Raw genomic sequence first — 14,486 nt, forward strand, 5'->3', positions numbered from 1 at the left:
AATGAAGATCATCGGAATAATGACCGAGGATTTCAGATTTTTTCATCAGCTGGTGTTGCAGCTGAAAGAGCGTGGAGAACCTTTTGTATCGCTCGGCTTCACCGATATAATTCCCTCTGCAGTTGGCGTGATCATAACGACCGAGGCGGAAAGCAAGAAAATCTCATTCCCTGCGGTGGTTGCCAACGATGACCCTGGGGTTGCGATTGATATTGCCCTAGGAAAACTCAAGGGTGGCGAGGACTTCGAAACACTCATCATAGGGATCGACCCAGGGAGTCGCCCAGGCATCGCAGTACTGGGCGATCGTAAGTTGATTTTTGCTGGAACCGTGCAATATCCTGAGCAGGTCGCGGAAATTCTCGATCATGTTATGGCATGTTATCCTCATTCTCGCTCCCTTGTTAGGATTGGACACGGCGATAAGACAAACCGCAATCGTGTCATCCGTGCAATATGGCAGAAAGTCGACGAAATTCAGGTTGTCGACGAAAGCAATACGACGAAAAGAACGGAATCGCCTGATGTCGATGCAGCGGTTGCCATAGCTCTTTCATCTGGAAAAACACTGCTCGAGATGCCTGAAGTGACTCCGACGACTGGTGAAATCAGGGACATTCAAAGACTTTCCCGCATCCACAGTCAGGGTAGGGTGACGATCTCCACGGATCTGGCACAAGCGGTGGCGAAGGGGGAAATGACGCTCTCAGAGGCAGTCGAAGTGCAATCGAGAAAGCTCAGCCACTGACCCTTGAGAATGACGGGACTCGTGCAATGACCATCCCCTCAATTGACACCGGCTCGAGTCGCCTTGCCAGGCCTACTGCCCGCTCAAGTTTCGCCTCGTTTTCCGCATAGATCGTGAAGAGCGCCTCTCCGGCATCGACTTTATGTCCCCTTTTCTTATTCAGAATAATGCCAGCGCCCTTATCCTTCGGAGCACCTGCCGTCCTCGCGATTCTAACGATCTCCTTGTTCTTGATCCCGGCAACATAACCTGATTTCTTTGCCTGAACTTCGAACTTGAATTTTCCAATCGGTATGTCGTCTGATCTGATATCGGGGTTGCCACCCTGTGCCTCAACAATTTCTTTGAACTTGGCAAGGGCTTTCCCTGACTCGAGGATTTCCCGCGCCTTATCAACACCTCTCATGAGTCCGCCCATCTCAAGGAGCATCCCCGCGAGTTCGCATGACTTCTCAACAACGCTACCTGGAAGCTTGGAACCCTCGAGGATAGCGATCGCCTCTCTCGCCTCCAATGCAGGCCCTATCGCCCTTCCGACCGGCTGTGCACCATAAGTAATCGCGCACTCAACCTTCATCCCCAGTCGCTCGCCCAAATCGATAAAATCGCGCGCATAGGCCTTCGCTTCGTCGATATCTCTCACCTTCGTCCCCTCTCCGGTCGGGATATCGATAACGACATAGTCCGCTCCCACCGCTTTCTTCTTCGACATGATTGACGCCAGAAGCTGTGCATGCGGGTCGATTCCTAACGGATATTCGACACGGATAATAAGATCGTCCGCGGGTGCGAGGTTGACGGACCCGCCCCAAGCCATGGTGCCACCAACTTTCTCCGCAATCCGCTTCAGCTCGGAGGCGGTGAACTCAACCGGCGCAAAGACTTCGACGATATCAGCAGTGCCAGCAGCACTGCTGATCGCCCTTGAGGAAGTCTTCGGAATAAGGAGCCCAGCCGCAGCAACAATCGGAACGACAAGGAGCGTCACCTTATTTCCTGGCACCCCGCCAACGCTGTGAAAATCGAAAACTGGCGATCTGTCAAATTCGATCTTATCGCCCGTCTCGACCATCGCGAGTGTCAGGTCCGCAGTCTCCCTCAGGTTCATCCCGTTGATGTGCAGCGCTGTCACGTACGCCGCGAGTTCAATACTCGAAAGGTTTCGAGATGCGATGTCGCTTACGAGTGTCTTGATTTCTTCGGTGGACAGCTCCATCCCGTCCATTTTTTTCCTGATATATTCGATTGAATCAGGCTTACCCGTCCCAATGATCTCAACTTCTTCCCCAATCTCTGCCCCGAGAGTTTTAAACGTCCTTCCAAGAATCCCGATTTCTCCGGGATTCACAACCGAATCAGTCGTCTGTACGATCGCGGTGATCGTCGTTCGCTCGTGCGTGATCTTGACGCGGTCCTGCTCTCTTACACCCAGTTCCATGCAATCTTCATCGTGGAGTACCGCAGTGTATTCGCCAGTGTCCATATCGATGTACTTCACCTTGAGTTTCATTTTTTCCACCACCTCTCAAGTGCTTCTCTCAGTTCCAAATGGTCAATAGCATATTCTTCGAGCGGAATGCCATGAAAGGCGGCATCAACGGCCTGAACCATTGCCATCGCTCCCGCTCTCACGCCGCGTGGATGACCGGCGACACCGCCTCCTGCCTGGATTTGTATATCGTTGCCTGCGATTCTCATGAGTTCTGGCACAAGGGCAGGATAGACGCCACCTGAGCAAACAGAGATAAGGTTCTTCAATCCAAAAAACTCCTCGGTGCAAGCCGTCTGCGACTCGAGATCTTCCTTCGGAGATCCTTTCATCTTGCCAACGCCAAATGTCCCGATGTGCAGCGCGTCGCCACCGCACATCCTGACGAGTCTTGCCAGAGGTTTCATCGCGATTCCATGATCCCTGTTTCTTGTAATCGCAGCATGCATCGTTCGATGAACATGAATCGGCACTTTAATTGACGGATCCTCAGCAACTGCCTGGATAGCGGCAAACCCGCAGGTCAGAACATCGATCATAATCTCGCTCGCTCCGAGTTCCTGTGCTCTCTCGGCAACCTCAACAATCTTGTCGCCTCGCGTTGAGATATTTATGGCATGGATCATCACGTGACCACTCTCGCTCTTAACTCTATCAAGTGCTTCTGCGATCGCGACGACGCGATCTTCGAGCGGGCAGAATTTTTGATTGACAAGTGTCTCATCATCTTTGCTGTTTGTGAGCCCGCCCATGCCGGCCTCATAAACATACATGGCCATTTCTTTGGGTGACAGCCCTATTTTCGGTTTGACAATCGTTCCTACCAGCGGTTTTTCAGGTCTTTTTAGTATCTTCCTCATCCCTTCTACACCAAATTTTGGACCTTTGAATTCCTTGACCATTGTGGCTGGAAATTGGACATCTTCAAGGCGGACTCCCCTGAGCGCCCCCAATCCAAAGAGATTTCCAGCAATGACACTCAATATCTGTGGCACACCTCCGATATCGAGACTGAAATCCTCGACTGGGAATGCGATTGTTACAAGTCTTCCCTTGATATCGATGACTTTTCCACTCAACCTCTGGAAAACGTCATCTTTCAGTGTGCTGATCGAAGTCCAAGTCCCCGTTGATTGTTCAGTTGCAATGGCTACAGCTGCAGTCTTTATCGGTAGATCTGTCTTGACCTTGTAAACGCAGATGACGTGGCTGTCCGGATCAACGCTCTCTCCAAGATGCAAATACTTCTCAGAATATTCCATTACACTCACCACCCTTCTCGAACATGAATTCCTCTCCCAGCTCCCTGACGATGATCTCATATGCAGCATAGGGTGAGATCAGTCCGATCTCGGTGACGATTGAGTCGATGTATTCTGGAGGGGTTGCATCGAAGACTGGATTGAGTACTTTGACATTCTCAGGGATTTCGTCCCGATTGACAATTTCGCCGGCATCCCTTTCTTCGATCTCAACGAGTTCACCCAACAGCGTGCGCGGAGAAAACTTGTATGTCTCAGCGCAGACAACGAAGGGTACTCTCGCTTCCTCGGCAATCAATGCAATCTGGGATGTGCCAATCTTGTTGATCACAGCACCATTTGAAGCAACCGTGTCCGCGCCGACAATCACGAGATCAACCTTCTTCATTGCCCATCTCACCGCGCTGTCGATGATGAGCGTTGTGGGAATTTGGTGTTCAGCAAGTTCTCTGACAGTCAATAATCCCTGCCTCCACGGCCTTGATTCAGTAGCGATCACCTCCACTTTCTTCCCCTGTGCATATGCGGTCTTGATGACGCTCAGGGCCGCCTTGCTGTTGCAGTGTGTGAGAATACAATCGCCCGAATTAATTCTCCTCGCTCCAATCTCGCCTATTATCCTGACGGCTTCCTTTGATTTTGTAATGAAGTTATCGGCATTTTTTACAATCAGCGATTTCAACTCGTCGACGGAATCAAAGTTCTTCATATTTTTCACAACAGCGTGAACAGCATTCCAAAGAGAAACTGCGGTCGGCCTCGTTGACAACAATGTTTCTTTTCCTTTTTGAATAAGTGATCGGAACTGTTCAACATCATTCCCGTTATAAGAAATGGCGAGGTCCCTCAAGGCTTGTGCGGCTGTTCTTGCGATCTCACCAGCACCGCGAATTTTCATACTTCTAATCAATTCCGCGATTTTCTCGATGTCCATCAGTGGATCGATGATCCAAGCCAGTATTTAGTCTTATTCATCGTTGCGACAATCAATTCATGTGCTCACACGACCGACGCTCTGAAAGAAAAATTGTTTGGAATATGTCCAGACAATTCCCTTGCTAAATTCCAAGAGCTCTTTCTAGATCGTTGAGAGTGAGTGTGTTAGCTACATTCCCCCTCTCAAGCCATCCTCTCTTGGCGGTCGCTACGCCGAAAATCATATAATTAAGTTGATCAAGGCTGTGCGCATCAGTACCGATTGCCATCATGACGCCACTCTCCTTCGCCCATTTTGCATTCACGTCATTGAGATCAAGTCGCTCAGGCAGGGCATTGATCTCGAGCCATACTCCTTTCCCTCTCGCCTCGTCGATGATCCTTTCCAGATCAACTTCATATGGATCGCGTTGCTCTATGACACGCCCCGTCGGATGGGCCAGAATTGTCACATGATCGTTCGCCATCGCACTGATGATTCTTTCCGTCATTTCCTTCCTGCTCATCCTAAAACCAGAGTGGACGGCAGCAACGACAATGTCGAGATCCCTCAGGATCGAATCTGGGTAATCAAGTCTTCCGTCGCCCAAAATTTCCACTTCTGCCCCAGTAAGGACGCGGAATCCATCGATTTTCTCATTGATCTTTCTCGCTGTTTCAATACTCTTAACGAGATCCTCCTCACTCAGTCCGCCGGCCACTTTGAGCGTTTCGGAGTGATCCGTGATCGCAACGTATTCATAGCCACGCCGCTTACATTCTTCAGCGATCTCTTCAATCGATGCGCTCCCATCACTCAGATTTGTGTGAACGTGAAAATCGCCACGGATGTGATTTATTTCGATGAGATGCGGTAGCTGATGATTCGCAGCCGCCTGGATTTCGCCCCTGTTTTCCCTCAATTCCGGTGGAATGTAATCGAGTCCGAGAATGCCGTAAACCTCCTCCTCGGTCTTACCGGCGATTTTTTCGCCCGTGTCTTTCATGAAAACGCCGTACTCGTTAATTTTGTATCCCTTTTCAATTGCTAGCCTTCTCAGCTCAATATTATGCTCTTTGGACCCAGTGAAATATTGCAGAGCAGCTCCGTAACTATCGGTGCTGACGACCCTGATATCAACCTGAACGCCATCCTTTAACCTGACGCTACCCCTCGTATCACCCCTTGCAAGAACCTCTTCGACTTCTGGGTTCGAAACGAAAACATCCATAACCATTGAGGGATTGTCGCTTCCAACAAGGATGTCGATATCACCGATCGTTTCTTTCATCCGTCTGAGGCTTCCCGCAACGCTTACTGTCCTTAGTTTCGTGACTGAAGCGATGTATTGTTCGATTTTCTTACCATAATAATACGCATAGCCGAGCAGCATGCGACCGCTGCGCTGCTCGATGATTCTTATCCCTTTCAGGATATTTTCTTCAGATTTTTCACCAAATCCTTTCAACCTCCGTATCCGATGTTCCTCAGCGGCCTTCTTCAGCTCGTGGAGATCTGTGATTTTCAATTCTTTATACAATCGCATCGCAGTTTTCGGACCTATCTCTGGTATTTCCATTAATTGAAGCAATCCTGCTGGGAGTTCCTCTCTTAGCTGTTTGAGATAATTGAGTTCCCCTGTCTCGATGATCTCCCTGATTTTCTTCGCAATTGCCTTCCCGACGCCGGGTATTTCCTCGAGCTTGTTTTCTTTGTAATAGTCTGTAATGTCCTTTCCAAGCGTTTCAATGCTTCTTGCCGCCCTCCTATAAGCACGAGGTTTGAATTCGACGCCTTTGAGTTCAAGTAAATCGGCAATCTCATACAGAATCGCCGCGATCTTTGCGTTGCTCATCCTACCTCTGATGAAAGAGTAGTGCGCACGAGGAAATTAATTTGTCTCTAATGCCGGAAAACTCTGATTCCTGTGAAGACCATTGCCATTCCGTGTTCATCTGCTGCCTTAATGACTTCGTCATCTCTGACAGATCCGCCAGGCTGGATGATGGCGGTGACACCGGCTTTCGCCGCCTCATCTACACCATCCCGGAATGGGAAGAAAGCATCAGATGCCATAACGCTCCCCTTTGCTTCTTCCTTTGCCTTGAAGGCAGCAATCATCGATGAATCAACCCTGCTCATCTGACCAGCGCCAATACCGACAACCCTTTCATCCTTCGCAAGGACAATGGCATTCGACCAAACATGCTTGACGACTTTCCATGCAAACAGCATTGACTTGATTTCAAATTCTGTGGGCTTTCTCTTCGTCACAACCTTGAGGTCCTCGGGCTTAAGCTTGACGTAGTCATAAGTTTGGGCGAGCAATCCGCCTTTAACTTTCTTCATTCTCAATTCTGGTCTCTCATCAGGGGTGATTGGTGCATTCGTTCTTAGGATCCGTATGTTCTTCTTCTTTTCTAAAATCGAAAGCGCTCCTGGCGTATATGACGGCGCGATCACCGCCTCGACAAAATGTTTACTGATTTCCTCCGCTGTCGCCTCGTCGACTTCTCTGTTGATGCCGATGACACAACCGAACGCCGCCACGGGATCTACATTGTACGCGGTCACGAACGCGTCGTGAATGTTATCTGCGCTCGCGATCCCGCATGGGTTTGTGTGCTTCAAGACCGCTACCGTCGGCCTGTCGAAATCTCTCAAAATGTCTAGCGCCGCTTCGAGATCAAGAATGTTGTTATACGAGAGCTCTTTTCCATGGAGCTTTTCAGCCCGCGAAATGCAGACACCAGTCGCAAATGGATCGACATAGAAAGCGGCGGATTGATTCGGATTCTCGCCGTAACGAAGATCGAGGGCTTTCTCAAATCCGAGCACGAGAGTGTCTGGGAATACTTCCTGCCCGAATTCGCGTCCGAAATAATTTGAAATCATCGCATCGTAAACAGCGGTCGTTCTGAACGCCTCGACCATCAGGGCCCTGAGAGTTTCCTTGCTTATCGCACCATCCGTTTTCCGCATTTCCTCAAGAATATAACCGTACCTTCTCGGATTCGTGACAACGGCTACGGAATCAAAATTCTTCGCTGCAGCTCTGATCATGCTTGGGCCGCCAATATCGATATTCTCAACGATCTCGTCGATTGTTGACCCAGGTTTTAGAACAGTCTCCTTAAATGGATAGAGGTTAACAACAACCATGTCAATCTTCTTGATCCCCTTTTCTTCGAGCTGTTTCATGTGTTCTGGCTCATCCCTTCGTGCGAGAATACCCGCGTGGATGAAAGGATGAAGTGTTTTGACTCTCCCGTCAAGCATTTCGGGGAACCCCGTCACTTCAGAGATTTCGATCACATTGATACCGTTCTCTTTCAAAAGACGAGCGGTGCCGCCAGTCGAAATGATTTCGACGTCGAATTCCTTGAGTCCTCTCGCAAATTCCACGATTCCACTTTTATTTGAAACGCTGATCAGTGCTCTCTCAACTCTCATCAAATGATCTCCTCCGGCATAGTTTCAGGCATTTCGTTCTCATCAAATGCCGGGAGTATATGACATACGTGATGATAAATACAATCGTAAGCCCTGCCGAATGATATCGAGATTTTTTATTATCAACAAACAAGAAGGTAATACTTCGGAATTTACTATTCAATGATTTTTCGAATTTTCAAAAGAATTTAAATCGTAAGCAGCAGTTTTCTCATCGGGCAGTACTATGATCATCATCGGTGAGAAGATTAACGGACTTTTTGCATCTGTGGCAAAGGCGATTGATCGTCGCGATGCGAGCTACATTCAAGATCTCGCGTTATCGCAGGTCAAGCATGGTGCACACATTCTTGACATCAATACGGGACCTGGAAGGGAAGACGCACCAGCCATCATGGAATGGCTCGTGAAAACCGTTCAAGAGGTTGTCGATGTGCCGCTCAGTATCGACACGCCTGGCCCGAAGACGATGGAAGCAGGTCTAAAGGTTTGCAAGAACAAGCCGATTATGAACTCGACTACGGCGGAGCGCAAGCGTATGGAGAAATTCTTCCCTCTGTGTAAGGAATACGATGCGGAGATCATCTGTCTCACACTCGATGAGCGAGGAATTCCCAACGATGCGCAATCGCGCGCTGAGATGGCGATGCTCATGATGACCACCGCGATGGAATATGATATCATGCCTGAGAAAATATACCTCGATCCGCTCATTTTGCCAGTCGGCGCAGCACAGGATCAGTGTAAGAAGGTCATCGAAGCAATTCGAATTTTCCAGACATTAAATGAGCCTCCACCGCGGACTGTTGTTGGTCTGAGTAATGTTTCAAACCTGACAAAGGAGCGTAGCCTCCTGAACAGAACCTACCTCGCCATGCTTATGGGCGCCGGTTTGACTGCGGCGATATGCGATCCTTTGGACGAGGAACTCATGAAGATCGTTAAAGCAGGGGAAATTCTATTGAATCAGCGGCTGTATTGTGACGACTTCCTCAGGGCTTGAGTAATTGCATCAATCAAACGGTCAGGGGGTTCACCCCGTAAAGAAATTTGCAGATAGTGGGAACCAGCGGCTGTTATCACTCAACAAAAGACTCTAGAAGTTGGTAGCGCCTGAGTGGCTGCTTGTTCCCGAATTATGTCTGGAATTAAGAAGTAGAAGTTTGCTCCGCTGAAGGGTATTAAATTTTCTCTGACTTCTAACTCAGAGAAGATTCTAATTTTTCGATTAGACCGAAGGTCGTGGATATAGCCCAGCCTGCTTGACGATTTCAGGTACGATCTCTTCCCAAGCGATTGCCATAATATGGACGCCGTGAACCCCCTTAACCGTTTTCAGATACTCGATTTGTTCGATGCAAATCTTGACACCTTCGGCTTTGGGGTCCTTCGCCTTTCTCATTCGATCGATGATGCTATCGGGAACGATCATCCCTGAGACCTTATTTTTCATATATCTTGCCGCACCTACCGATTTGAGGGGGATGACGCCCGCGAGAATATGCACTTTCTTGTCCAGTCCCCTTTCCCTGACTCCTTCCATCCATTTCTCGAACCGCTCCATGTCGTAGATAGCCTGCGTTTGGATGAAATCAGCACCAGCATTGACTTTCTTGGCGAGCCTTGTAACTCTGAATTCGAATGGATCGGCAAACGGGTTTTCGGCAGCGCCGAGAAAGACTTTCGGAGCTTCTTCGAGCTCCTCTCCTCCGCAGATTTTCTTTTCGTCCCGCATCTTCTTGAAAATCAAGAGTTCTTGGATTGAATCAATGTCATACACGTTTTTCGCCCCTTTCTCGTTGCCAAAGGTCTGATGATCGCCCGTCAAGCACAATACATTCTTGATTCCAAGCGCAGAAGCGCCGAGGAGATCAGACTGCAACGCGATTCTATTTCTGTCACGGCAGGTCATCTGCATGACTGGTTCGACCCCTTCCTGAAGGCATATCACGGCTGATGCAAGGCTCGAAAGACGCACGATCGCCGTCTGATTATCTGTCAGATTGAATGCATCCGCATAGCCCTTGAGCATGCGAGCGTGATGTCTCACACTCTCGGGATTTGCAGATTTCGGAGGACCGATTTCCACCGTCACCGCGAAGTGTCCAGCCTCAAGAACCTTCTCGAGATTGCTTCCTGCCTTCATTCCAGGCCCCCCTTTGCCGCCTTCTCTTCAGCTGTCAGAATCGCCTCCTGTTTAACGATTCTTCGCGGCCCACCACTGTGACTCGTAATCCAGTTCTTCGGCGGAATGATCTGCTCCATCAGTTCCAGCTTTCCGAGTCTTTTCAAACTGTGATAAATCTGATCCCAGGCACATGGTGTCGTCTCTGGATTGACCTCGCACCGGCCATTTTGTGATCCACCGCACGGCCCGTTGAGGAGACTCTTTGAACATCTCGCAATAGGACAGATGCCACCAGTTAAATGAAGCACACAGTCTCCGCATCCTGCACATTTTTCGCGCCATATCCCTTGTTCCTCGGGAGCACCCATGTTCGAAGTGTTAAGACCCGGAACCACCCTGATATCTGGGTAAATCTCCTGCATCACTTGAGCGCCAACCCCGCATGCCATCGATAAGATGGCATCCTTCCCCTCAACGATTTTCTTGATCTCCTTGACCCATTCCTTTTCACATTGCCGCTCTACGGTAATTTCATCAACTTCCCAAAGATGATCGTGCATGTCAGAATAGAGTCTCAGCGATTCCGCAATGATGCCAACTTCTTTCTCTCCACCGGCAAGGCAGATCGCGACGCAGGATCTACAGCCAGCGACGAGTATTTTCCTATGGCCTTCTAAATTCTTGATGATCTCTTTCAGGGGTTTCTGTTCAGCGATAATCATGCGGTCACCTTCTTCAACGGACTTGGGCCGATTTTTTCAACCCTCGAGACCATCTCATCAACAATCTCTTTGAATTTCCATGCCATGTTTGAAGCAACATTGAACATTTCGACTCTTTCTCCCCCGATTCCGATTTCCGATAGAATTCTTTTTGTGTATTCGACTCTCTTCTTTGCCTCTATATTTCCATATTCATAATTGCAGTTCCCCTCAAGGCATCCAGCGACGAAAACTGCGTCCGCACCTTCTCTGAAAGCTCTGAGAATGTGCAGCACATCGACCCTCCCAGAGCACGGTAATCTGATGATCATCACATCAGGTGAGTATTCCATATGATTCAATCCAGCGAGATCGGCTGATGCGTATCCACAGTAATTGCAACAGAATCCGACGATCCTCATTCGCACGCTCATTTCAGAACCCCCTGATGACGGATCTGACTTGTGCGGTCAGTTGAGCATCAGAATAGAAATACATCTCGATCGCCCTGCTTGGGCAAATGCCAACACAAATCCCACAACCTCGGCATTTTTCCAGTTCAATTTCGGCTTTGCCAGCTTCCCCGATGAACGGGGCTTCATATGGGCAACTTCTCACGCAGGTCAGGCAGGCGGAACATTTTTCAGGGTTAACTTCGGCGACTGCCCCGCCAATTTCAATATAATTGGATTTGACAAGCGCTGCGGCACGCGACGCAGCGGTATGGGCGTCAAGCAAAAATTCTAAGGCAGGGGCGTACTCGGTAGCGCTACCGCAGAGAAAAATACCTTCCCGGATGGTTGCAGCTGGTTTCAGCTTGACCTGTGTTTTCCTGAAAAAACCATCTCCTGTCAGTGGAATTCTCAGAACGCGAGCAATCGCTGTAGTTCCAACTGGTATTTTGGGAACGTCGCCGACCACAATATCAGCCGGAATTCTTAGCGTCAAACCAGAACTGGCATCATCAACGAGAACATCGAGTCCTTCATTCTTCTCGACTCGCACTTCCGTTTCAGTCCGGATCACTCTGATATTTTGTTCCTGAGCCCTCTTGAAGGTGAGTTCATGCAATCCATAGGTGCGCACATCTCTGCAGATGATGGTGATTTCTGATTTCGGATTGAGCTGCCTAATGCGGATTGCCATTTCGAAGACGTCTGTATCTCTGTTGATCCTACAAAAGCTAGAGTTCTCGTTCCGTGTTAAGAGGATCACAATTCTGCGCTGATTATCAGTCTTTGCCGTCTCGCTCTTTTCTAGAAGTGACAGCGGAATCATTCCCTTTTCTTTGAAAATCGCATCCGAATTCTCCTCTGGGATGGAGTCCACAGCCAGAACGACAGCGCCGCATTCGATGTCAATTTCCTCGGTTCCGATCGAAACGAGTGCACGGAATCGACCAGCATGCCCAGAAAAATCGACGATCTCCACATTCGTGAAAATCTTCACGAAAGGATTCGATTTGAGTCGTTGCAATCGTGCTTGCATGCTCTCGATGAGATCTCCGTCACAGATCATCCCAGATTTCTCGAGATTAAATGCAGTTTCCGGGTTGACAATTGTCACCTCTATGCCTTCTTCTACGATCTTTGTGGCTGCTTCAATGGCAGTGATGCCATTTCCAATGACGAGGACTCTTTGATTGGCAACTGGTATTCTGTCGTATGGTGATGGGATAAGAAGTCTGCATTTTGCAATCGCTGCGGTCACAAGCGCCTTCGCTTTCGGCAACGCATCTTCCTTTCGATGAACGAAGGCACACTGCTCCCTGATGTTGGCGATCTCAAACATAAATGGATTGATGCCAACTTCAATTGCAAGATCCCGGAAAATCAACTCGTGTGTTTTCGGAGAACATCCCCCGATGACAAACCTTCCCGCTCCACATTCTTTTAAAATTCTCTTGATTTCTTCTTTCCCCTTCGATGAGCACGCAAAATCAAGCGCATACGCGACCGTCTTATCATCCTGGCCGGAAATTTCTTTTGCGATTGAATCAACATCGATCTTTTCGCTGATCGCGCCACCGCACCGACAGAGGAATACTATGATCTTGTCATCCACTTCGATCTGGTCTTTGACCCGAAAATCACGATGAGGTCTCGAAGATCGTGTCGCGGTGACGAGCGTGACCATCTCGTCTCCTTTGCCAAATGAGACCTTTCCACTCATTTCGATCCCCCGATGAAGGCTGCAACACGGTTAGCAGCAGCGATACCTTCCATGAAGCTCTCTTCAATGTCCTTTGGTCCTGTACAGCAGCCAGCAGCGAAAATCCCCTTATGTGCATCTTCGGAAGATATAAATCCCGATGGCGACACTTCGATCCCAAGGATCGTTGAGAGCTTCTGGGCGTCAGAGGGTGGCATAATTCCGATGGAAAGCATTACGAGGTCGAATTCTTCCTCCTCGATCTTGTTCTCCGCAAGTGTCACATATCTCACCACCGGTTTTCCATTTTCGGATTCTATTATCTCAGCTGGTCTAGACCTCACAATCTTAACACCTTGATTCTTCCTCGTCCACTCGAGGAGCTCATTGTCGACCGAATCGTATGGCCTCCAGTCCATGAAGAAGAATGAGATCTCCGTCTCAGGATATTTCAATTTTATAAGTTGAGCAATTTTGAGTGAATACTTGCAGCAGACTTTGGAGCAATAAGCGACCCCCATTCTCTCATCGCGCGAACCAACGCACTGGATAATTCCGATTTTCTTGCAAATAACGCCAGTGGAGGGTGCGATCAGTTTGCCAGAATCACTCAGCATTTTCTCTATTTCGAGTGAAGTGAGCACATCCTTTATCTGGCCGTATCTGAGTCTCCGGTCTTTAGATGCTTCGAATGGTTCGAAGCCGTTTGCAACGATGATCGCAGCGACGTTGAGGTATTTTCTTGACGCTTTCGCCTTGAAATCGATTGCGCCAGTTGGACAAATTTCCGAGCACTTTTCACACGATTCTCCTTTCATTCTTATACATTTTTCTTCATCGATCCAGTATGTCATTGGAACGCTTCTGTTGAATCGGGGTTTGATCGCGCTGCCTTCAACTGGACATACGCTCCCACATTTCCCACATGCAGTGCATGCATCTTCTCTGACAAGTTGCGGTTTTCTGATTACGGTAACCCTGTATGAGCCGGGTTTCCCGCTTACCTTTATAACCTCTGAATTGGTGAAAACGCGAATGTATTTTGACTGAGCAACTTCGTACAACCGATCAAGAGAAAGGCAGACGTCACATTTAACGCACTGGATCTCGCCCTTACAGCAGAGTTCCGAGACCCTTCCACCAATACTCGAATCCTTTTCGACGATCGTGACAAAAATACCACGTTGCGCGAGACTGATTGCAGATGCGATGCCCGCCGTTCCCCCGCCTATTACAAGCGCTTGAACCAAATTCTCACCCCGTACTCCTCCATCGACAAAGAATCACAATGACATGAACTCGCTAGCATATAGCCACTTACAATACAATTGTTTGAGGTCTGGAATGTGACCATGAAGATCACTGTGTTCCGAGATTTCATGAAAAGTATATATAAATTGAGAAATGTGGAAACCAGGAAAGAAAAGAGTATCGACATCCAGAAGATCAAAGAAAAAAAGTTGATGGTGTTTGAAAACGGAACGAACATTATTTTGATTTGATCTATGAAATTATTCACAACCTTCTTCGGAAAGTTGTCCTTTTCGAGTGAAAATCGTTTGGCAAGTCGAACTTCTCGAATTACCACGCGAAAGTGATTTGACTGAAATTCATTGGATGCCTTTTAAGCTCGAATAA

Annotated in this window: 12 protein-coding genes; 2 read left to right on the forward strand and 10 right to left on the reverse strand. The window is 48.5% G+C overall.

Features of this window, described 5'->3' with window-relative positions; translation table 11 throughout:
• Nucleotide 1 precedes the first annotated feature (1 nt).
• A complete protein-coding gene (locus H5T41_07255; protein MBC7108566.1) occupies nucleotides 2-748 on the forward strand; it encodes a hypothetical protein in 747 nt (248 codons plus the stop codon).
• Here H5T41_07255 and H5T41_07260 read toward each other — a convergent pair.
• From H5T41_07260 to purH, 5 genes are all read right to left on the reverse strand, one after another.
• Nucleotides 738-2,258, reverse strand: coding sequence for an AMP phosphorylase (locus H5T41_07260; protein MBC7108567.1), 1,521 nt, complete (start codon nucleotides 2,256-2,258; stop codon nucleotides 738-740). The two genes, H5T41_07255 and H5T41_07260, sit on opposite strands and share 11 nt — an antisense overlap.
• Nucleotides 2,255-3,499, reverse strand: a complete 1,245-nt coding sequence (locus H5T41_07265) for a ribulose 1,5-bisphosphate carboxylase large subunit (protein MBC7108568.1) — start codon at nucleotides 3,497-3,499, stop codon at nucleotides 2,255-2,257. Before H5T41_07265 ends, H5T41_07260 begins: the two co-directional genes overlap by 4 nt.
• Nucleotides 3,486-4,433 (reverse strand): ribose 1,5-bisphosphate isomerase, encoded by a 948-nt coding sequence (locus H5T41_07270; protein ID MBC7108569.1) that lies wholly within the window; start codon nucleotides 4,431-4,433, stop codon nucleotides 3,486-3,488. The genes H5T41_07265 and H5T41_07270 overlap by 14 nt, the downstream gene beginning before the upstream one ends.
• Before the next feature lie 124 nt (nucleotides 4,434-4,557).
• On the reverse strand, nucleotides 4,558-6,270 hold the full coding sequence (gene polX, locus H5T41_07275; GenBank protein ID MBC7108570.1) for a DNA polymerase/3'-5' exonuclease PolX: 1,713 nt from the start codon (nucleotides 6,268-6,270) through the stop codon (nucleotides 4,558-4,560).
• Between the two features lie 47 nt (nucleotides 6,271-6,317).
• A complete protein-coding gene (gene purH, locus H5T41_07280; protein ID MBC7108571.1) occupies nucleotides 6,318-7,868 on the reverse strand; it encodes a bifunctional phosphoribosylaminoimidazolecarboxamide formyltransferase/IMP cyclohydrolase in 1,551 nt (516 codons plus the stop codon).
• A gap of 226 nt (nucleotides 7,869-8,094) precedes the next feature.
• On the opposite strand from purH, the gene H5T41_07285 reads away from it, so the two are divergent.
• Nucleotides 8,095-8,871 carry a dihydropteroate synthase gene (locus H5T41_07285; GenBank protein ID MBC7108572.1) on the forward strand — a complete coding sequence of 259 codons (777 nt, stop codon included), beginning with the start codon at nucleotides 8,095-8,097 and terminating at the stop codon, nucleotides 8,869-8,871.
• A 225-nt stretch (nucleotides 8,872-9,096) separates the two neighbouring features.
• Here the strand turns inward: H5T41_07285 and H5T41_07290 are convergent, their stop codons facing one another.
• Genes H5T41_07290 through H5T41_07310 form a run of 5 tightly spaced genes read right to left on the reverse strand, consistent with a single transcriptional unit; the run spans nucleotide 9,097 to nucleotide 14,098 of the window.
• Complete coding sequence (locus H5T41_07290; GenBank protein MBC7108573.1) at nucleotides 9,097-10,014, reverse strand: methylenetetrahydrofolate reductase; 918 nt, start codon at nucleotides 10,012-10,014, stop codon at nucleotides 9,097-9,099.
• Nucleotides 10,011-10,718, reverse strand: coding sequence for a methylenetetrahydrofolate reductase C-terminal domain-containing protein (locus H5T41_07295; protein ID MBC7108574.1), 708 nt, complete (start codon nucleotides 10,716-10,718; stop codon nucleotides 10,011-10,013). Before H5T41_07295 ends, H5T41_07290 begins: the two co-directional genes overlap by 4 nt.
• Nucleotides 10,715-11,131, reverse strand: coding sequence for a hydrogenase iron-sulfur subunit (locus H5T41_07300; protein ID MBC7108575.1), 417 nt, complete (start codon nucleotides 11,129-11,131; stop codon nucleotides 10,715-10,717). Before H5T41_07300 ends, H5T41_07295 begins: the two co-directional genes overlap by 4 nt.
• 1 nt (nucleotide 11,132) lies before the next feature.
• Complete coding sequence (locus H5T41_07305) at nucleotides 11,133-12,869, reverse strand: CoB--CoM heterodisulfide reductase iron-sulfur subunit A family protein (GenBank protein ID MBC7108576.1); 1,737 nt, start codon at nucleotides 12,867-12,869, stop codon at nucleotides 11,133-11,135.
• Nucleotides 12,866-14,098 (reverse strand): CoB--CoM heterodisulfide reductase iron-sulfur subunit A family protein, encoded by a 1,233-nt coding sequence (locus H5T41_07310; protein ID MBC7108577.1) that lies wholly within the window; start codon nucleotides 14,096-14,098, stop codon nucleotides 12,866-12,868. The genes H5T41_07305 and H5T41_07310 overlap by 4 nt, the downstream gene beginning before the upstream one ends.
• Between the last annotated feature and the right edge of the window lie 388 nt (nucleotides 14,099-14,486).

Source organism: Methanomassiliicoccales archaeon, assembly GCA_014361295.1.
Lineage (GTDB): Archaea > Thermoplasmatota > Thermoplasmata > Methanomassiliicoccales > JACIVX01 > JACIVX01.

What these genes read in the sequence shown, in the direction of transcription:
- H5T41_07265 (MBC7108568.1), bottom strand. Translation starts at nt 3,499, where the DNA reads ATGGAATATTCTGAGAAGTATTTGCATCTTGGAGAGAGCGTTGATCCG.
- H5T41_07295 (MBC7108574.1), bottom strand. Translation starts at nt 10,718, where the DNA reads ATGATTATCGCTGAACAGAAACCCCTGAAAGAGATCATCAAGAATTTA.
- H5T41_07260 (MBC7108567.1), bottom strand. Translation starts at nt 2,258, where the DNA reads ATGAAACTCAAGGTGAAGTACATCGATATGGACACTGGCGAATACACT.
- polX (MBC7108570.1), bottom strand. Translation starts at nt 6,270, where the DNA reads ATGAGCAACGCAAAGATCGCGGCGATTCTGTATGAGATTGCCGATTTA.
- H5T41_07255 (MBC7108566.1), top strand. Translation starts at nt 2, where the DNA reads ATGAAGATCATCGGAATAATGACCGAGGATTTCAGATTTTTTCATCAG.
- H5T41_07270 (MBC7108569.1), bottom strand. Translation starts at nt 4,433, where the DNA reads ATGGACATCGAGAAAATCGCGGAATTGATTAGAAGTATGAAAATTCGC.
- purH (MBC7108571.1), bottom strand. Translation starts at nt 7,868, where the DNA reads ATGAGAGTTGAGAGAGCACTGATCAGCGTTTCAAATAAAAGTGGAATC.
- H5T41_07300 (MBC7108575.1), bottom strand. Translation starts at nt 11,131, where the DNA reads ATGAGCGTGCGAATGAGGATCGTCGGATTCTGTTGCAATTACTGTGGA.
- H5T41_07285 (MBC7108572.1), top strand. Translation starts at nt 8,095, where the DNA reads ATGATCATCATCGGTGAGAAGATTAACGGACTTTTTGCATCTGTGGCA.
- H5T41_07305 (MBC7108576.1), bottom strand. Translation starts at nt 12,869, where the DNA reads ATGAGTGGAAAGGTCTCATTTGGCAAAGGAGACGAGATGGTCACGCTC.
- H5T41_07290 (MBC7108573.1), bottom strand. Translation starts at nt 10,014, where the DNA reads ATGAAGGCAGGAAGCAATCTCGAGAAGGTTCTTGAGGCTGGACACTTC.